At 71.7% G+C, this 17,967-nt stretch carries 16 protein-coding genes and 1 pseudogene; 6 read left to right on the top strand and 11 right to left on the bottom strand.

Annotation, left to right across the window (positions count from 1 at the left end; translation table 11 throughout):
- The 7 genes from ACFXI4_RS29380 to ACFXI4_RS29350 form a co-directional block, all read right to left on the bottom strand.
- Nucleotides 1-168: alcohol dehydrogenase catalytic domain-containing protein (locus ACFXI4_RS29380; protein ID WP_384996625.1), on the bottom strand; the 168-nt coding region annotated here is incomplete at its 3' end.
- Between the two features lie 24 nt (nt 169-192).
- Entirely contained in the window at nt 193-1,098 is a 906-nt protein-coding gene (locus tag ACFXI4_RS29375) for a universal stress protein (protein ID WP_384996606.1), read from the bottom strand.
- Between the two features lie 148 nt (nt 1,099-1,246).
- The gene (locus ACFXI4_RS29370) at nt 1,247-1,876 is read right to left on the bottom strand and encodes a hypothetical protein (protein WP_384996603.1); all 630 of its coding nucleotides are present in this window, start codon (nt 1,874-1,876) and stop codon (nt 1,247-1,249) included.
- Nucleotides 1,877-2,818: 942 nt separating this feature from the next.
- A complete protein-coding gene (locus ACFXI4_RS29365) occupies nt 2,819-3,742 on the bottom strand; it encodes a carbamate kinase (protein ID WP_384996601.1) in 924 nt (307 codons plus the stop codon).
- Between the two features lie 3 nt (nt 3,743-3,745).
- Nucleotides 3,746-4,747, bottom strand: coding sequence for an ornithine carbamoyltransferase (argF, locus tag ACFXI4_RS29360; RefSeq protein ID WP_384996599.1), 1,002 nt, complete (start codon nt 4,745-4,747; stop codon nt 3,746-3,748).
- A gap of 20 nt (nt 4,748-4,767) precedes the next feature.
- Entirely contained in the window at nt 4,768-5,982 is a 1,215-nt protein-coding gene (locus ACFXI4_RS29355; RefSeq protein ID WP_384996596.1) for an arginine deiminase, read from the bottom strand.
- A gap of 66 nt (nt 5,983-6,048) precedes the next feature.
- Nucleotides 6,049-7,545 carry an APC family permease gene (locus ACFXI4_RS29350; RefSeq protein ID WP_384996594.1) on the bottom strand — a complete coding sequence of 499 codons (1,497 nt, stop codon included), beginning with the start codon at nt 7,543-7,545 and terminating at the stop codon, nt 6,049-6,051.
- Between the two features lie 442 nt (nt 7,546-7,987).
- Between ACFXI4_RS29350 and ACFXI4_RS29345 the strand changes: the two genes are divergently transcribed.
- The 6 genes and pseudogenes from ACFXI4_RS29345 (at nt 7,988) to ACFXI4_RS29320 (ending at nt 11,405) form a co-directional block, all read left to right on the top strand.
- A complete protein-coding gene (locus tag ACFXI4_RS29345; RefSeq protein ID WP_384996592.1) occupies nt 7,988-8,479 on the top strand; it encodes a Crp/Fnr family transcriptional regulator in 492 nt (163 codons plus the stop codon).
- Between the two features lie 27 nt (nt 8,480-8,506).
- Nucleotides 8,507-8,689 (top strand): annotated as a pseudogene (locus ACFXI4_RS29340) (DNA-binding response regulator); the annotation flags it as partial.
- A gap of 234 nt (nt 8,690-8,923) precedes the next feature.
- Nucleotides 8,924-9,376 (top strand): OsmC family protein, encoded by a 453-nt coding sequence (locus ACFXI4_RS29335; protein ID WP_384996589.1) that lies wholly within the window; start codon nt 8,924-8,926, stop codon nt 9,374-9,376.
- A gap of 199 nt (nt 9,377-9,575) precedes the next feature.
- Complete coding sequence (locus ACFXI4_RS29330; RefSeq protein WP_384996586.1) at nt 9,576-9,860, top strand: SHOCT domain-containing protein; 285 nt, start codon at nt 9,576-9,578, stop codon at nt 9,858-9,860.
- 362 nt (nt 9,861-10,222) lie between these two features.
- Nucleotides 10,223-10,387 (top strand): hypothetical protein, encoded by a 165-nt coding sequence (locus ACFXI4_RS29325; protein ID WP_384996582.1) that lies wholly within the window; start codon nt 10,223-10,225, stop codon nt 10,385-10,387.
- A 52-nt stretch (nt 10,388-10,439) separates the two neighbouring features.
- Entirely contained in the window at nt 10,440-11,405 is a 966-nt protein-coding gene (locus tag ACFXI4_RS29320) for a D-cysteine desulfhydrase family protein (protein ID WP_384996579.1), read from the top strand.
- Between the two features lie 93 nt (nt 11,406-11,498).
- On the opposite strand, the gene sbnA is transcribed toward ACFXI4_RS29320, so the two are convergent.
- From sbnA to ACFXI4_RS29300, 4 genes are read right to left on the bottom strand one after another with little or no spacing between them, the layout of a single operon-like run.
- On the bottom strand, nt 11,499-12,542 hold the full coding sequence (gene sbnA, locus ACFXI4_RS29315; protein WP_384996576.1) for a 2,3-diaminopropionate biosynthesis protein SbnA: 1,044 nt from the start codon (nt 12,540-12,542) through the stop codon (nt 11,499-11,501).
- Between the two features lie 36 nt (nt 12,543-12,578).
- The gene (sbnB, locus tag ACFXI4_RS29310) at nt 12,579-13,649 is read right to left on the bottom strand and encodes a 2,3-diaminopropionate biosynthesis protein SbnB (protein ID WP_384996573.1); all 1,071 of its coding nucleotides are present in this window, start codon (nt 13,647-13,649) and stop codon (nt 12,579-12,581) included.
- Nucleotides 13,646-14,650, bottom strand: coding sequence for a TauD/TfdA family dioxygenase (locus tag ACFXI4_RS29305; protein WP_384996570.1), 1,005 nt, complete (start codon nt 14,648-14,650; stop codon nt 13,646-13,648). The genes sbnB and ACFXI4_RS29305 overlap by 4 nt, the downstream gene beginning before the upstream one ends.
- Nucleotides 14,651-14,691: 41 nt before the next feature.
- Entirely contained in the window at nt 14,692-17,955 is a 3,264-nt protein-coding gene (locus ACFXI4_RS29300; RefSeq protein WP_384996567.1) for an amino acid adenylation domain-containing protein, read from the bottom strand.
- Between the last annotated feature and the right edge of the window lie 12 nt (nt 17,956-17,967).

Below are 17,967 nucleotides of genomic sequence, written 5' to 3'. Positions count from 1 at the left end.
CGGCGGATTCGGCCTGACGGGCCAGTCACCGCGCGCGGCATGGATGTCGGTGTGACACAGCCCGGAGGCCTCCACCCGGATCCGGACCTGTCCGCGCCCGGGCTCGGGGTCGCAGCGCTCCTCGATCACCAAGGGCTCCCCGAACCGTCGTACGACCGCTGCCTTCATGGTGGTCCTCTCCTCTGTTCCTGGTCAGCCGTGGGGAACGACGGCGACGGGGGCGGTGGCGTGGTGCAGCACGGCGTGCGTGACGTGCCCGATGTGGGCGCCGAGAGGACTGCGCCGGATGCGCCGGCCGACGACCACGAGGGACGCCGTCTGTGCCGCGTCGACGAGGAGCACGGCGGCGCTGCCGTAGTTGGACTCCTCCCCGACCTCGACGTCCGGGTACTTCCGCCGCCAGGGGCGCAGCAACTCGGCGAGTGCCTCCTGCTCGCTCAGGCAGAGCGCTTGGTGCAGGGGCGGATTCACGGGCATCCCGTACGCGAAGTACGGCGGCGGAAACCAGCCGTGCACGACGCGCAGGGAAGTGGCGCGGAGCCGTGCGGCCTCGAATGCGAATTCGATCAGCGTGTCGTCAGGATGATCGGTGTCCAGGCCCAGGACGACGGGCCGGAAGGGTGCCGTGGCAGAGGGGACTCCCGCAGGGTCCGTCTCGTGCTCGTCGACGGCCTGCTCCCCGGCCCTGACCAGGACCGCGGGGCGCCCGGTGTGGGCCACGGCGCTCAGGCTGACTGAGCCGACCAGGAAGCCGCCGATGCCGCCCAGGCCGCGTGAGCCGAGAACAAGCAGTTCGGCGTCCTTCGCAGCCTCGGCGAGCACGTCGCCCGGCGCGCCCGACAGTTGCTCGACGGTCACCTCGACGCCGGGGTGGCGCCGGCGGAGTTCGGCGGCGGCTTCGCGCGGTATTCGCTCGGTCCAGTGCTGCTGGGTCTCGGCTCCGACCAGCGGCGCCTGCGCCATCGGCTCGGGGACCGGCTCCCAGACATGGACGATCTTCAGGGCCAGGCCGCGCAGCTCCGCCTCGCGGGCCGCCCATTCCGCGGCGGCCCGGCTCTCCGGCGATCCGTCCAAGCCGATCGTGATGGTTCCGGGCATGATCTCTGCCTTCCTGGGCACGGGACGCGGTTCCGGCGTCGTCTGCGGGGGTCTCTTCGGCCAGGGGCCACCGGTCCCCGATCAGGTCCGGCCGTCCCCTGTGCGGCACAACGCGGTGGGTTGAGAGCGGCCCACCGCGTCCGGTCGGTCAGCGCAGCCAGCCGTGGTCGCGGACGACCGGCAGCCGGGCCCAGAGCCGGCCGAGGCCCAGGGCGTCGCCGGCAGCGGCGGCGGCCAGGACGACCATGGCCAGGGCGTAGATGACGTGGTAGTCGGCGAAGGGGTTGGTGGACATGCTCAGCGAGCCGTCGGAGAGGTGCTTGGCGGGCGGCCACTCGGCGATCCACATCAGCGCCATCATCACGGTGCCCGCGACGGCGGCGAGCCGCAGTGCGATCCCCGCGACCAGGGCCAGGCCGACGCCGAGCAGGCCGAGCATGAACAGCCAGTCGGCCCAGGTGTCCCCGGCCCACGAGTGGAAGGTGGACTCCATGGGCCCCGCGGCGACGGAGCCGAGGAAGCCCTTGGTGGGCGAGCCGCCGTCGATCCAGCCCTTGCCGGAGGGGGTGGCGTAGCCGAAGCCGAAGGTCTTGTCGAGGAACGCCCACAGGAAGACGAACCCGGTGAGCAACCGCAGGGAGGCCAGCGCGTACGCCCGCGCGGCGTGCGTATCGGTCGTCGCTGCCACCACGGACTCGGAGCCGGCGGCCGCCCGGGGCCGGCGGAAGGACGGCAGGTGGAAGCCGAAGCTACGGTGAGGATGCTCGTGCACGGCCATGGTGGTGATCCCTTCGGGGAGCCGGGGGCGAATTGTTCCTTGCCTGACGTCCTTTACTCTCGTGGCCCGCGAACGCCCGCACCCGATGCCGAAGGTCCGCACCCGCTGGGCCGAACGGCCCTGTCCGCAAGGCCTTCTGGACATGCACACGACGTCGGTTCCGTGCCCGGGACGGGCCGGGTGGAGGACGGGATCGCCCGGTGAGGGGCGGCACATGGCCAACGGCTGGTGCGGGCACCCTGGTTGGCACCGGCTCGCGCCGGGACCGCCGCGCCGGCACAGGGGTCCGGACGGCTTGTCTCTGCGGTAGGCCGCCCGGGAGACACGGGAGCTGCCCCTCCCGCACCCGGTCACCAGACGAAGCCGTTCTCGAACGGTACATCTGGCCTCGGTGGTCCCCCGCGTCCCTGTCCGGCCTGGCTGCGTGCCGGTGTCAGTGTCTCCTCGCTCGGCACGGCGATCGCCGAGTTCGCCCTCCATCGCGGTGAGCGGGCCGTTTCCGCACGGCAGGAGCGAAGAGACCGGCGTCGAGTTGACGGTCGCCATCCCGGTAGCGCCAGGTGCCGTAGCCGGCCCGGCGCCGTCGTCGAGCAGATCACAGCCCGCCCCGGGAACTGGCCCCCTGGTTCGCACCCGCCGACGACGTCCGCCGCGAGGGGCCGCCGCCCTACGGCGTGCGGGCGCTCGCGGAGCAGTGGATGCTGACGCCACTCACCGACACGACGACCGGACAACAACGCGTAAGTGACTTGGGGACCGGGGACCAGTCGCAGAGTCCGCGCGGTCCGTACTGACCAGTCTCCTCAGGTCTTGTCGGATTCTCGCAGGAGGCCGGGAGGTACCGACTGTGTGAGGGTCTCCGGCCCTCGGCATCGGCCCTGAGCTGGGCGATCTCTTCAGCCTCCGGACAGTGCCCGTGGGCGGCTTTGCCGCTCCGGCACGTCAGCCGGCCGCGAAGCCGGGACGGATCAAGGTGCCCGACCTGCCGTGGACGATCTCGTACGCCGCCTCCAGGGCGCCGATGGCGGCGAGCTGCCCGGTCCGCTCGACGAACCGGGACACGGCCTCGGCCTTGGGACCCATCGAGCCCTCCGGGAAGCCCCCTCGGCGCAACTCGCCCGGGGTGGCGTCGAGGATCGGATGCTGTTCAGGAGTCCCGTAGCCCTCGTACACGCACGGCACGTCGGTGAGGATCAGCAGGAAATCGGCCTTCACGTCCTCGGCGAGCAGGGCTGCGGTGAGGTCCTTGTCGACGACCGCCTCCACGCCGGTCAGCGCCCCGGTGTCCCGGTCAGCGGTGACGGGGACGCCTCCGCCGCCCGCGCAGATCACCAGGTTCCCGCTGTCGAGCAGTTCGTGGACGGTGTCGGTCTCCACGATCCGTTCCGGTACCGGGGACGGAACCACGCGACGCCAGCCGGTGGTGTCCTGCGCGATGTGCCAGCCCCGCTCGCGGGCGAGGGAGCGGGCCAGCTCGCGCGGATAGACCTGGCCGACGAACTTGGTGGGGCGTGCGAAAGCCGGATCGTCGGCACTGACCAGGGTGTGGGTGACCAGCGTGGCGACACTGCGGCCCGGCAGGGCGTTGTGCAGCGTGCGGGCCAGCAGGGAGCCGATCATCCCCTGGGTCTGGGCGCCGAGCAGGTGCAGCGGATACGGGACGCTCAGTGCGGGGTCGGCGGCGCTCTCCACGGCGAGCAGGCCGATCTGGGGGCCGTTGCCGTGGGTGATGACCAGTTCGTGTTCGTGGGCGAGGGCGGCCAGCGCGGTGGCGACCCGGTCGATGTTGGCCTGCTGGACGGCCGCGTCGGGGCGTTCACCGCGGTGCAGCAGAGCGTTGCCGCCGAGGGCGACGACGATACGCATGGTTCAGTCCTCCAGGGTGGCGACGAGAACGGCCTTGATGGTGTGCAGCCGGTTCTCCGCCTGGTCGAAGACGATCGACGCCGGGGAGGTGAAGACGTCGTCGGCGACCTCGAGGCCGTCCAGGCCATAGGTGTCGAAGAGGTCCCGGCCAAGGCGGGTGCCGCGGTCGTGCAGGGCCGGCAGGCAGTGCATGAACTTCACGTCCGGGTTGCCGGTGAGGGCGAGGGTCTTGTCGCTGACCTGGTACGGCAGCAGCAGTTCGATGCGCTCCCGCCAGGTGTCGGCGCGCTCGCCCATGGAGACCCACACGTCGGTGTGCAGGAAGTCGGCGCCCCGTACGGCGGTCTCGACGTCCTCGGTGAGCAGGATCCGGGCTCGGCTGTGCTCGGCGAGCTCACGGCACCGGGCGACCAGTTCGCCGTCCGGCCACAGCCGGCGCGGGGCGGCGATGCGGACGTCCATGCCGAGCAGGGCACCCATGGACAGCAGCGAGTTGCCCATGTTGTTGCGGGCGTCGCCCAGGTAGCAGTAGGCGATGTCCTGCAGGGGCTTGCGGCTGTGCTCGTGCATGGTGAGGACGTCGCACAGGCTCTGGGTGGGGTGGGCGGTGTCGGTGAGGCCGTTGTAGACGGGGACGCCGGAGCGCTCGGCGAGTTCGGTGACGAGTGCCTGGTCGGAGCCGCGGTACTCGATGGCGTCGAACATGCGGCCGAGCACGCGGGCGGTGTCGGCGATGGACTCCTTGCCGCCGATGTGGGTGTCGCCGGGGCCGAGGTAGGTGGTGCGGGCGCCCTGGTCGGCGGCGGCAACCTCGAAGGCGCAGCGGGTGCGGGTGGAGGTCTTCTCGAAGATCAGCGCGAGGTGCCGGCCGGTGAGCCGGGGCCGCTCGGTGCGGGTGCGCTTCTCGGCCTTGAGATGGGCGGCAAGGGTGAGGAGGTGGTGGATCTCGGGGGCGGTGAAGTCGAGTTCGCTCAGGTAGGAGCGGCCTCGGAGGTCGACGGTCATGGTGGCTTCCCCTTGCTGCGTCAGTTGGCCGGGTCGCGTTCGATGGGGCAGCTCATGCACCGCGGTCCGCCCCGTCCGCGGCCGAGTTCGGCGCCGGCGATGGTGACGATCTCGATGCCCTGCTTGCGGAGGTAGGTGTTGGTGGTGACGTTGCGCTCGTAGCCGACGACGACCCCCGGAGCGACGGCGAGGAAGTTGCTGCCGTCGTCCCACTGCTCGCGCTCGGCGCCCCGGATGTCCTGCGGGGCGGAGAGCATCCGGACCTTGTCCAGGTCCAGGGCCTCGGCGAGCGCGGTCGCCAGGTCGGAGTCGGGGGACACTTCGAAGCCGGTGTCGCGTTCGGCACTCGGGGTGAGCGTCCAGGAGCGCAGCGAGTCGGCGAGTCCCGGGTAGATCGTGAAGGCGTCCCGGTCGACCATGGTCAGCACCGTGTCGAGGTGCATGAAGGCGCGGGTGGCGGGCAGTTGGACGGCGATCAGCCGGTTCGCGGTGCCGTCGGCGAACAGCCGGGCGGCCAGGTTCTCCACGGCCTGGGCGGTGGTGCGCTCGCCCATGCCGACCATGACGGCGCCGTTGCCGAGGACGTGGACGTCACCGCCCTCCAGGGTGCCGACCGCACCGTCCAGGAGCGGTTCGGGGGCGGAGCCCGCGAACATCGGGTGGAAGCGGTAGATGGCCTCGGCGTGCAGGCTCTCCCGGCGGCGGGCGAGCTTGGCCATGGGGTTGACCGACAGACGGCCGTAGATCCAGCACGAGTTGTCGCGCGGGAAGAGGTGGTTGGGCAGCGGGGTGAGCGCGAAGTCGTCCGCGTCCAGCGCGTTCCAGACCAGGCTGTGCGGGGACGCGAGCGGCAGGTCGCTCTTGAGGATCCCGCCGATCAGGTAGCCGGCGAGCGTCTCCCCGTCGAGCTCGGCGCAGAGTTCACGCACGGGGTCGACGAGGGCGGGGCCGACGCCGGCCGGGGTGACGACCCGGTCCAGGAGCCAGTCGCGGGCCTCGGGGGTGTCGAGGGTCTGGGCGAGCAGATCGGCGAAGTAGTGGACGCGGGCGCCGCGGTCGCGCACCACCTGCGCGAAGGCGTCGTGTTCCTCGCGGGCCCGCTTGGCCCACAGGATGTCGTCGAAGAGGAGGGCGTCGACGTTGCGCGGGGTGAGGCGGGCGAGTTCGAGGCCGGGGCGGTGCAGGATCACCTGGCGAAGGCGGCCGACCTCGGAGTCGACGTGAAACGTGTTCATGGCTTTGATTCCTCCGACGTGGGGTGTGGGGCGGGCCCGAACGGGGGCTGTCAGTCCAGGTGACGGTCAGTCCTGGTGGCGGTGGGCGTTCCGCCTACGTGGGCCTCCGACTCGGTTGGTGCCCAGTCCGCGGGAGATCCGCTTGGCCGGTGCCGGCGCCGCTGTCTCGGGGGCTCGCTCTTCGCGCGGAGTGCGGGCGGCGGGGATCGCCGCGTTCGCGTCGCCGTAGTTGCCCTGGCTCCGCTTCAGCCAGACGTAGACCGGCAGCCCCAGCAGCAGCACGAACAGGCCGTAGTAGACGGTCTGGTAGCCGCTGCCCTGGATCGACCAGTAGGAGAAGGCCATCGCGGCGGCGGCGACGGTCACGTCCCGGGCCAGTCGACGCGGGCTGAGGCTCTCCCGCCCGCGAACCAGCAGCCAGTACAGCTGGGCGGCCGCGGAGAACAGGTACGGGATCACCGCGGTGAGCACACTCAGCAGCACGATCTTGGTGAAGACGTCCTCGAAACGCGTGTAGCTGAACACCGTGATCAGCGAGGCGAGCACGGTGGAGGCGATGATGCCGAAGGCCGGCACGCCGTTCCGCCCGCGGAGCTTGGCGAAGGCGCCGGGGAAGAGGCCGTCGCGGGCGGCGGCGTACGGCATCTCCGCGCACAGCATGGTCCAGCCGTTCAGGGCGCCGATGCCGGAGACGACCGCGGCGACGGCGACGGCGTTCCCGGCCCAGGTGCCGCCGAAGATGTTGTTGGCGGCGTCGGTGAACGGCGCCGTGGAGGAACCCAGTTCGGCGTGCGAGACGGTGCCGAAGACGGCCAGGGTGCCCAGGATGTAGATGACCGCGCAGACGAGCGTGCCGTAGACGGTGGCACGGGGCACGTTCCGCTCCGGGTCACGCACCCGGCCGGCGACCACCGAGGCGGCCTCCAGCCCGAGGTAGCTGAACAGGGCGATGGCGCCGGCGGCGGAGATCGCGCCCAACGCCGACTGGCCGCTGGCGTTGAAGGCACCGAAGTTGTCCGGATCGATGAAGAACAGCCCGATGCTGGCCATGAAGATCAACGGAATGAACTTCAGCACGGTCGTGATCACCTGGAACGCGCCGATGTTGCGGACCCCGGTGAGGTTGATCGCCGCGGGTATCCAGAGTCCGACCAGCGCGAGGCCCACGGAGATCCACGTCTTGTGGCCGGTGTTCACGAAGACCTCGACGTAGCCGACCCACGCCACGACGATCGCCGCGTTGCCGGCCCATGCGGTGATCCAGTAGGACCAGGCGTTCAGGAAGCCCGCGAACTCGCCGAAGGCCTCCCGCGCGTAGACGTAGGGTCCGCCGCTCGCCGGGACCCGCTTCGACAGGGAACCGAAGGTCGACGCGAGCGCCAGCGCGCCCAGGGTCACGGCGACGAAGGCGACCAGGGAGATCGGCCCGTAGGAGGCGAGGGCCGAGGGCAGGGCGAAGACTCCGGTACCGATGATGCTGCCGATCACGAGTGCGGACGCGGCGGGCAGCCCGAGAGCGGCCCTGGGCGCCGCTCGCTCACCACTGGTCGTGGTTCTGGACATGGCTGTGCTCCTTGTGCAAGTCGCTGGAGACGCGGTGGATGCAGGTCGCTGCGAATGCCGCGGCCACGGAACGATGCTTCTGCGCCATGCCGGGTCGGGGCACCGGCCATACGGTCCCGCGCGGTTCCCGAAGGTCCCGGTCCTGAAGGTCCGTGCAGCCCAACCGGCCTTGGACGCGGGTAGCGTGGGCCGCTCTGAGGGGTCGTCAGCACCCGGGGGCTTCGGCGGCCCAGGATCCCGTGACCAGAAGACGATCAGCCGTCGCCCCCGCGCGAGGCCGCAGGACAGGCGCACCACCCCTGGCGGCGCACGTGGGCGCCGTACCGAAATTCCCTCTGAGGTACCGAACAGACCGGTCAGCGGACCGAGCGGCCCATGGCCTGCTCGGCGACACGACCCCACGCCGGCTCCGGAAGTTCACACGTCCGCCCGGGGGCAGGCCATGACCGCTTCGCCCACCCCCGCCATGGAGCCCTCGCTGTCCGCCGAACACCGCGAGCGGCTCATGCGCGTCGCCCGCGAGGTGTCCCTCCCGCAGGGGACCCGCCTGTCCGAGGAGGGCGGACGCGCCGACCGCTTCTGGATCATCCGCACCGGCAGCATCGAACTCGACCTTCGGGTGCCCGGTCGCCGCACGGCCGTGGCCGAGAACCCCGGGCACGGCGAACTGGTCGGCTGGTCCTGGCTCTTCGCCCCGCGCTTCTGGCACCTGGGCGCCGAGACGACCGCGCCCGTGCGGGCCTACGAGTTCGACGGCACGGCCGTCCGGTCCATGTGCCAGGACGACCCGGCGCTGGGCGACGACGTCAGCCAGTGGGTCGGTCAGGTGCTCGCTCACCGTCTGCGCGTGGCCAGGACGCGGCTGGTGGACCTGTACGCCCCGCACGGCGCCGGCAGGCTGTCCGACCCGCCCCGGCACAGGACTGAGGAGTGACCACGCACGGCACGCCGCACATCGTCAGCGCCGGACGGCAACGGCATCACGGTCCGCCGGGAGCTGCGCGACCGGATGCCGGGGCCGGCCCGCCTCATGCTGACCTCGTTCGACGACGAGGAGGCCCTGCTCGACGCGATCATGGCCGGGGTGTCGGGCTATGCCCTCAAGCAGATCGAGGGCTCCGGCCTGGTCTCCGCGGTGGGTACGCCAGGACGGACAGCCGACCGCCGCCGGCGCATCCCCGCCACGGAGCACGGGCGCCGCGAGAGAGGATCCGCGGGGCCGCAAGCGGCAAGCCGCTCCCCGGCGCGGTTCCGCGTCATACCGGTCGCAGAAAGGGCCGACCGGCCCCGCACGCACCCGATCGGCCTCTCGATCCGCCCTTCCACCCGCGCTGAACTGGGAATCGCCGGCAGGACCCGTCGCCGAAAGGGGCTCGCCATGACCAGCACAGCACCGACGAATCCGACCGTGCGCCCGGCGCCGGAGGGGGACGTGCACCGACTGGACGTCGCACACGTCAACGGTGACGCGTACGCGGTGGACGTCCGAGGCCATCGCATCCTGGTCGACCAGCCCACCGACGCGGGCGGGACGGACACCGCGCCTACACCTGTCGAGTTGTTCGCCGCGTCCCTCGCCACCTGCGTCGCCTTCTACGCGGGCCGCTACCTCCAGCGCCACGGACTGTCCCGCGCCGGACTGCGGGTCCGTACGGAGTTCACCATGGCCGCGGACCGCCCGGCCCGGGTCGCGTCCGTGCGTCTGGTCATCGTCCCGCCGCCTGCGCTGTCCGCCGAACGCCATGCGGCGATACTGGCGGTCGCCGCGCACTGCACCGTCCACAACACGCTGCACGAACCGCCCGTGATCGACATCGGGCTGGAGACATGAGTACGCCGGGCACCCGCTCCGAGGTGCGGGACGGCACCGGCGACAGCCCCGCAGGCCGATGAGCGACGTCCCAGGGCGGGAGGGCCCCTTCGGCGCATGACGGACAGGCGGACGGGCCCACCCCGGTGGGAAGACGCAAGGACCACGGGGCCACGGACGAGAAGGTCCTCGTCCCGTAGCCGCGAGGAAGGAAGTGACCGTGAACCTCTGGTACGGGCGTGACCCCGGTGGATGGAGCTGGATGGCCATGTCGGTCGGCATGGTCCTCTTCTGGGCCGCACTGGCCGCCGTCGGCGTCCTGCTGTTCCGGGCGCTGTCCCGGCCGGCCGGCGGCGGGGCGACCGGGCCCGCTCCGCCGACCGGCCCGACGCCCGAGCGGGTCCTCGCCGATCGCTTCGCCCGCGGAGAGATCGACGGGGACGAATACCGGCGCCGCCTGGCAGTCCTGCGCGCCGACGACGGTCCCCGTCTCAGCAAGGGCTGACCACGTCCGGTGCACCCCGCTCGGAGGCCCCTCGCCGGGGCGGAACGCCTCATCCTCGGGCCCCTCGGCTAGGACCTCCCGGTCCTCCGTGAAATCGTGGAGGAGACGGGAGTCGCCTTCCATGAACGCCCGGTCGGCCTGGGAGAGAAACAGATCAGTGTTCGTACACCCACTCGATAAACGGACCGTGACGGCACCGGCCGAAGACGCCGCGGCCGCTCCGTCCGTGCACAACGCGCAACCGTGGAGGTTCAGCTGCCGCCGCGGCGGCAGTACCTTCCGGCTGCGCTCGGATCTGGAACCAGCCGTGCCGCATGCCGAGCCGGCCACCCGCGCCTGGGAAGAGCCGCCGAACCCGCGGTGTGCGGTGGAACTTCGCGGCCCGGACCCGGCAGGAGATCGCACAGGCCCGCGAGGACGTGACCGGGGGTACCCGCTCCGGCGAGGTGAAGGGCTACGACGGCGACCCGCTGCGGGCCCCGGCGCTGCCGGAGACACCCCTGAAGCCGCGGGGGCGCGGGCGCTGACCCGCGGCCGACGACGAGTGATCGCCCGGACCTGTCCCGTCGGAGGAACTCCGTGAACCCTGCCCCGCCCACGTCCCTCGCGAGTTGGCCGACGCCGCTGGAGAAGGCTCCGCGGCTGGCTGCCGCCCTCGGCCTGCGGGAGGACGATCTGTGGATCAAGCGCGACGATCTGATCGGCCTGGGGGCGGGTGGGAACAAGGTCCGCAAACTCGAGTACACGATCGGCGCCGCCCTGGCCGCCGGGGCGGACACCCTGGTCACCGTGGGGGCTCCGCAGTCCAATCACGCGAGGCTGACGGCCGCGGCCGGAGCCCGGCTGGGCCTGGACGTGGTGCTGGTCTTCCCGGGCTGCCCCGGCGGGTCACGGTCGGGGAACCTGGTCCTGGACGCCCTCTTCGGGGCCCGGGTCCACTGGGCGGGTGACGTCGGCCTGACCGTGGCCGCGCAGGAAGTCGTCGAGGCGCTGCGCCGCCGTGGGGCGCGTCCGGAGCTGATCCCGTTCGGTGGGTCCAACGCCGTCGGTGCCCGGGGATACGAGCGGGCCGGCAGGGAACTGCTGGCCCAGGTTCCCTCGCTGGACCTGGCCGTCGTCGCGCTGGGCTCGGGCGGCACCATGGCCGGCCTGGTCGCCGCGCTGGGTGCCGACCGGGTCCTGGGTGTCGACACCGGCGCGATGGACGAACCCGCCGCGGCCGTTGCCGCCATGGCAGGCGAACTCACCGGGGCCGAGGTACACAAGCGGCTCCGCGTCCGCTCGGACCAGGTCGGCGCCGGGTACGGCCGGCTCACCGAGTCCACCGCCGCCGCCCTGAGCCTCGCCGCCCGCACCGAGGGCATCGCACTCGACCCGGTCTACACCGGGCGGGCCATGGCCGGACTCGTGGCCGCGGTCGAGGACGGCACCGTCGCACCCGGCAGGACGACCGTTTTCTGGCACACCGGCGGGCTGGCCGGACTCTTCGGCCACGCCGAGGCCGTCGACCGCTTCGAGAGCGCGCTGCCGGTGTTCCCGGCGTAGGCGCTGCCGCCGGCCGGCGTGCATCCCGCCGCAGCCCCTCGGACGTCGCCGGTGTGGTGGCTGTCCGAGGGGCTGCCCAGGCGGGTGCGGGGGTCAGGTGCTGGTGCGTCGGCGGGCCGGCGCACGTGACGCGGACTTGGGCTCCCGGACCGGGGTCTGCGTCTGTACGGTGCCGCCGACGTCGGGGTCGAGCACGTCGTCGCCGTACAGGTCGTGGAGCCAGTTGGTCTGGTAGATGGTGTCGAGGTAGCGCTCACCCAGGTCGGGGGCGATGGCCACCGCCGTGAGGTCAGGGCTGCCGTGCCGGGACAGCCAGTCGGTCGCGCCGCTGACGACGGTGCCGGTGGAACCGCCGAACAGGAAGCCGCTTCTGGCCATGCGGTGACACATCCGGATCGTGTCCGGCTCCTCGACCTTGATCACCTCGTCGACGAGGGACTCGTCGAGCAAGGGGGGCCGCATGCTCATGCCGAGGCCCGGGATCATCCGGCGGCCCGGCTCGCCGCCGAACGCCACCGAGCCGACCGCGTCCACGGCGACGATCCGCACCGGCCGGGACCACTCGCCGAAGTAGCGCGCGCAGCCCATCAGGGTTCCGGTGGTACCGGCCCCGACGAACAGCACGTCCAGCTCCGGGAACCGGCGGGCGATCTCCGGAGCCGTCGTACGGTAGTGGGCCAGCCAGTTGCCGGCGTTGGTGTACTGGCTGAGCCAGACGTATCGGTCGTCGGAGGCGCACAGCGAGCGGACGTAGTCGATCCGCTTGCCCAGGAAGCCGCCGTTGCCGTCCTGGTCGGCCACGATGTGCACCTCGCTGCCGAGCGCCTCCATGAGAAGTCTGGTCGACAGGTTGCACCGGGAGTCCGTCACACACAGAAACCGGTAGCCCTTGCTTGCGGCAATCATGCTGAGCGCGACGCCGAGGTTTCCGGAGGAGGACTCCACGAGGACGGAATCCGCTGTCAGGATTCCGTCCCGCTCGGCGCTCTCCACCATCTCGTTGGCTGCCTTCAACTTGATGGAACCGGCGAAGTTGAAGGCCTCGCACTTCAGGTAGAGCGGGTGACCGCAGATCGATGCGAGATCGACGAAGAGGTCGCCCTCGTTGAAGGCATGCGGAGCGGATATGACGGGCACGGCGGGCCTCCTGGTGCCGGGCCGAGGACCGCGGCCTCAGCCGTACCGACGCAGTTCGTGGAAGAAGTCATCGATGAGACACAGGTCCCCCGACCGTGACACCTCGTCGTAGACGTGCTTGCCGACGGCGAGGTCGAGGACGCCGAGTCCGAAGGGTGAGAAGATCACCGTTCGGTCGGCCGGCGGCGCGGCCCGTCCGGCCATGACGTCGCCGAGGGTTCCGTTCAGGAAGTCCCGGTTGCCGCTGAGCTGTTCGGCCAGGTGGGGTGACGTGTCGGCCTTGAGACAGTGCTCGACGTCGTCGACGAAGTTGGCCGAGCCCAGCAGGATCTCCGGGGCGAGGTCGCGCAGGGAGACGTGCAGGACCAGCGGGTTGTGGGAGAACAGGGCCTGGTCGGTCACGTGCGGCCGGCCGGCGATGGTGGCGAAGACCACGAGGTCGCTGGCGCGGATCAGGTCCTCGGCGGTGTCGTGCACGGTGATGCGCGCGGCGCTGCCGGTCTCCCGCAGGTAGCCGCAGAAGCCGGCGGCGCTGTCTGCGGCCAGGTCGTGCACGCCGACCTCGTCGAAGTCCCAGCCGCTGCCGGCCAGGAAGGTGTGGATGTACCGGGCGATCAGGCCGGTGCCGAAGAACCCGACCCGGGTGGGGCGCGTCCGGTTGCGGCTCAGCCAGTCGGCGGCCAGCGCGGCGGAGGCCGCCGTCCTGGTGGCGCTGATGATCGAGCTCTCCAGGCAGGCGAACGGGTAGCCGGTGTCATGGTCGTTGAGGATGAGCACCGCGGACGCCCGCGGCAGCCCGGCGCTCACGTTCTCCGGGAAACTGGAGATCCACTTCAGGCCGTCCACGTGGACCGAACCGCCGAGGGAGGCCGGCAGCGCGATGATCCGTGAGGTGGGCCGGTCCTGGAAGCGCAGGAAGTACGACGGCGGGTTGACCGAGTCTCCCGCGTCGTGCAGCCGGTAGACGGTCTCGACCAGCTCGACGAGCTGCTTCTCGCGTCCGCTCAGCGCCTGCTGCACCTGCTCGCCGGTGATCACCGCGAAGGTCGGCACGGCGGGCCCGTCGGGTGCCGCGGACCGGGTGGTGGTCGACAGGGTGTCGGTCATCGCTCGCTCGCCTCCAGGGCCGGGCAGTCGTCGGCGGGCCGCAGCGGCTCGCCCAGGCCGACCAGTACCTGGCGCTCCCCGGAGAACGCCTCCCTGCTGTGCGCGGTGCGGATGTTGTCCACGAGCAGCAGGTCACCGGCTTGCCAGGGTTCGCGCCTGGTGTGCGCCTCATAGGTGCTGTTGATGGTCTTGACGACGTCCTCGCCGATCGGGGAGCCGTCGCCGTGGCGGGTGTTGAACGGCAGCCCGTCCGGGCCGTAGACGTCGAGCAGGTACTCGCGGACCTCCGGGTCCAGCGTCCACTCGTTGAGGAAGGCGATCTGGTTGAACCAGCAGCGCCGCCCGGTGACCGGGTGCCGGACGACGGCGGCGCGGCGCTGCTCGGTGCGCAGGGACCCGTCGGGCTGCCAGGTGCACGTGATCGCGTTCGCCCGGCAGTACTGCTCGATCCCGGCGCGGTCGGCGGTGCCGAACGACTCCGCGAGGCTCGCCCCGATCTCGTCGTTGTAGCTGCGGGTCAGGATCCAGCCCTCCTGCTCGAACCGTTCGGTGAGCCCGGAGGGCAGCGCCCGCAGCACCTCCTCGGCGTCGGCCACCGCCGTCGCCCCGCCCTGCTGGGGCGCGGTGAGGCAGGCGAACAGCGCCAGTCCCGGCACCTCCTGCTGGTAACTCAGCTCGTGGTGCATGCACATCGGCTGGTTGTCCGGCCAGGGCGTGGAGGAGTAGACCCCCCGGCCGTGGGCCTCGCGGGGGGCGAAGGCCTCCCGCTCCGTCATGAGGTCGCCGACCAGCCGCGCGAAGACGGCACCGGCCTGGCCTGCGTCGCGCAGGCCGAGACCGCGGACGACCAGCGCCCCGTGCTCGGTCACCTGCGCGCGTAGCGCCTCGCGGTACTCGGCCGTCCATGTCGCGGCGTCGTCGGGGGGATCGACGCACAGCAGTGCCGGCTTGTCCGGCCGCAGCTCCACATCGAGTGGTGATGCCAGGGAGGAGAACGGCATCTCGGTTTCCTTTCGGTCGACCGCCTGGGGTGTGACGGAGGTCAGGAGGAGGCGAGGGGAAGGACGCTGTTCAGAACGGCCTGCGCCGTCTCGGCCGGACGGGTGCGGAGGAAGTGGTGGCCCCCGCCGGCGAGTTCATGGAGATCGACATGGTCGGCCAGGAGCCGCCAGTCGCGGTGCCGCTGGGCGTGGCCGGCGGTGTGCGGGTCGTCGGCGGCGACGACCACCGAGACCGGCGCGGCCAGCTTCACCTGCGGCGGGGCTTCCAGGATCTGGTGGAAGTAGCGGTGCGCGGCCACGCAGTCGTGCCGGTAGGCGGCGGCGATGTGTTCGGCGTGCGGCGTGTTGAGTTCCACGAGTTCCGCGTAGCCGCCGTCCCCGGTCAGCCGCTCGGCGATGTCGGCGTCGCTGCTGCCGGTCAGTTCGACGATGGCGGCGAACCGGTCGGCGGCGGTGCCGAGGAGTTGCGCGCCGAGGAAGAGCCGGGCCACCTCCACGCCCCGCTGCTGGAGTCTGAGGGCGGTCTCGACGGCCGCCGCGGTTCCCGAGGAGTGGCCCCACAGCACGACCCTGCTCAGACCGCGGGCCGTGATCTCGGTGACGGTCTGCTCGGCCACCTGCTCGATCGTCGCGAACGGCTCGGGGGGCGCGGCCAGGTTGTGACCGGGCAGGTCCACGGCGAGGACCGGCAGGCCGCTGCCCGCCAGCGCGCTGGCCATGGGCTGGTAGTTGACGGCGTTGCCGCCCGCGTAGGGGAAGCACACCAGGGCGCATTCGCAGGTGCGGCTCCCGCCCGACAGGGGCAGCAGCAGCTCGGGGCGCTGCCGGGCCGTGCCGTCGAGCAGGGCGGCCAGGTCGGCCAGGACCGGGTGCCGGGTGATGTCCTTCAGGGACACCGCGCGGTCCAGGGCGAGGCTGAGCTTGACCGCGGTCAGGGAGGTGCCGCCGGCGTCGAAGAAGTGGTCCGTGCGGCCGATCCGCCGTTCGGGCACCCCCAGCAGTTCGGCCCAGGCCGCGGCCAGCCGCCGTTCGGTCGGGCTGAGCGGGGCGGCGGTGTCCGCGGTGTCCGTGTCCGGTGCCGACTGCTCGGCCAGGGCCGTCAGGGCCTTGCGGTCGATCTTGCCGTTGGGGGTCAGCGGCAGGCTGTCGCGCCAGTGGAAGGCCGACGGCACCATGTAGCCGGGCAGGACCGCGCCGAGTTCCTTGCGCAGGGTCTCGGGTTCATGCTCGTCACCGGAGTAGAAGGCGATCAACTGCTTGCCGCCGCCGGTGCGTTCGGCGACGACCACGGCGCCGTCCCGCACCCCGTCCACCCGCAGCAGGGAGTTCTCGATCTCGCCCATCTCGATCCGGAAGCCGCGGATCTTGACCTGGTTGTCCCGGCGGCCGAGGAACTCCAGCTTGCCGCCGGGGTGCCAGCGGCCCCAGTCCCCGCCCAGGTAGAGCCGTTCACCGGGCCGGTACGGGTCCGTCCGGTACGCCTCCCGGGTGCGTTCGGGATCGTTGACGTACCCGCGGCCCACGCAGACACCGGAGAAGGCGATCAGTCCGGGGGCGCCGAGCGGTACCAACGCCAGCTGTTCGTCGACGACATGGACGCGTACGTTGTTGACGGCCCGCCCCAGCAGCACCCGTTCGGGTACCTCCCTCAGGAGCTCGTGGTTGGTGTCGTCCGAGGTCTCGGTCAGCCCGTAGGCGTTGAGCAGTGCGATGCCCGGCTGGACGGCGAACCAGCGCTGGGTCAGCTCCCGTTTGAGTGCCTCGCCGGTCACCGAGACGCAGCGCAGGTCCGGGAGCATCCGCGGGTGTCGCTCCAGGTAGGAGACGACGACCTCCAGGTACGACGGCACGAGCTGCGCCACGCCGACCCGGCCGCGTTCCAGGGTGCCGACGAACCGCTCCACGTCGGTGATCACGTCCTGTTCCACCAGCAGGGTCCGGCCGCCCACCAGCAGCGGGGCCATGAGCTGCCACAGGGAGATGTCGAAGCACTGCGGAGCGGTCTGGGCGACCACGGTTCCCTCGCCGATCGACAGGTCGTCGATCTTGGCGTGCAGGTGGTTGAGCATGCCCGCGTGCTCGCACATCGCGCCCTTGGGCTCACCGGTGGACCCGGAGGTGAAGTAGATGTAGGCGAGCTGGCCGGGGTCGACCCGGATGCCGGGGGTCTCGTCGGCGTGCGATTCGGCGTACGCCGTCTCCGTCAGGAGCTTCTCGACGTCCTCGAGGGTGGTCAGCGCCTCGTCGAGGGTGCGGGTGCTGCCGGACTCGGTGAGGATCAGCCGGCACCGCGCCCGGGACAGCGTCGCCGCGATCCGGCCGGCCGGGAAGTGCGGTTCGATCGGCAGGTACGCGCCGCCCGCCTTGAACACCGCGAGCACGGCCGCCAGCCAGTCGAGGTTGCGCTCGGTGACGACGGCGACGACGTCCTCCCGGCCCAGGCCCCTGGCCAGCAGTGCGCGCGCCAGCCGGTTGGCCCTGCGGTCGAGTTCGCCGTACGTCCACTGCTGGTCGCCGTGTACGGCGGCCACCGCTTCCGGATGTGTCCGGGCGCGCCGCTCGAAGAGTTCGTGTGCCCGCGCGTCCGGCAGTGGACGGTCGGGCCCGGCCAGGCCTTCCAGCTGTTCGCGTTCCTCCTCGGCGGACAGCAGGTTCTGGTGGGCGTGGTCCGCGTCGGGCTCCGCGGTCATCAGCCGCAGGGCGGTCAGGTGGTAGCCGCCGATCCGGACGGCGGCCGGGGCGTCGAGCACGTCCGTGCGGTACCGCAGGAGCAGCGTCAGCCGTCCGTCCCGGTCGGACCAGCGCACGTGCAGGACAGCGTCGTCGGCAGGGGTCCGGCCGGCGTGGTTCCGGTCCGCCGCCGGCCCGGACACGACCTCGAACGGCGATTCCGTCAGGCCCAGTTCCCGGCGCAGTCCGGCCACCGGGAAGTCGCGGTGGGCCCGTATCTCCGCCTCGGCGTGGTGTGCGGCCGTGACCAGGTCCGCCCAGGACCCGGAGGGGACGGACACCCGGCACGGCAGCGGATCGCCGTCCGCGCCGGTGGTGTACCCCGTGACCACCTCGGTTTCGCCGGAGAGCACGGCCAGCACCTTGAGGTGCGCGGCCAGCATCGGCGCATCGACCGGCAGGCCCCGTCGCCCTGCCAGGTCCCGCACCGCCTGCGCAGTGCCGTCCGGCACGGGTATCTCGTGCTCGGCCGTACCCTGAGCCGGTTGCGGAGCCCACCGCGGCACGGCGGTGGCGCTGCCTGAGGTCAGTACCCGGCTCCAGAACTCCCGGTCCGATTCCACGCGCGTTCCCATCGAATGGCCTTC

The sequence above is a fragment of the Streptomyces sp. NPDC059224 genome (assembly GCF_042754285.1).
Classification (GTDB): domain Bacteria; phylum Actinomycetota; class Actinomycetes; order Streptomycetales; family Streptomycetaceae; genus Streptomyces.
Note: the sequence above shows the minus strand (reverse complement) of the source record. Positions and strands in the feature narration are given on the sequence as shown.

Bases quoted from the DNA above. Each gene is read 5' to 3' on its own strand.
- ACFXI4_RS29375 (WP_384996606.1), bottom strand. From the start codon at position 1,098: ATGCCCGGAACCATCACGATCGGCTTGGACGGATCGCCGGAGAGCCGG.
- ACFXI4_RS29370 (WP_384996603.1), bottom strand. From the start codon at position 1,876: ATGGCCGTGCACGAGCATCCTCACCGTAGCTTCGGCTTCCACCTGCCG.
- ACFXI4_RS29365 (WP_384996601.1), bottom strand. From the start codon at position 3,742: ATGCGTATCGTCGTCGCCCTCGGCGGCAACGCTCTGCTGCACCGCGGT.
- argF (WP_384996599.1), bottom strand. From the start codon at position 4,747: ATGACCGTCGACCTCCGAGGCCGCTCCTACCTGAGCGAACTCGACTTC.
- ACFXI4_RS29355 (WP_384996596.1), bottom strand. From the start codon at position 5,982: ATGAACACGTTTCACGTCGACTCCGAGGTCGGCCGCCTTCGCCAGGTG.
- ACFXI4_RS29350 (WP_384996594.1), bottom strand. From the start codon at position 7,545: ATGTCCAGAACCACGACCAGTGGTGAGCGAGCGGCGCCCAGGGCCGCT.
- ACFXI4_RS29345 (WP_384996592.1), top strand. From the start codon at position 7,988: ATGACCGCTTCGCCCACCCCCGCCATGGAGCCCTCGCTGTCCGCCGAA.
- ACFXI4_RS29335 (WP_384996589.1), top strand. From the start codon at position 8,924: ATGACCAGCACAGCACCGACGAATCCGACCGTGCGCCCGGCGCCGGAG.
- sbnB (WP_384996573.1), bottom strand. From the start codon at position 13,649: ATGACCGACACCCTGTCGACCACCACCCGGTCCGCGGCACCCGACGGG.
- ACFXI4_RS29305 (WP_384996570.1), bottom strand. From the start codon at position 14,650: ATGCCGTTCTCCTCCCTGGCATCACCACTCGATGTGGAGCTGCGGCCG.
- ACFXI4_RS29300 (WP_384996567.1), bottom strand. From the start codon at position 17,955: ATGGGAACGCGCGTGGAATCGGACCGGGAGTTCTGGAGCCGGGTACTG.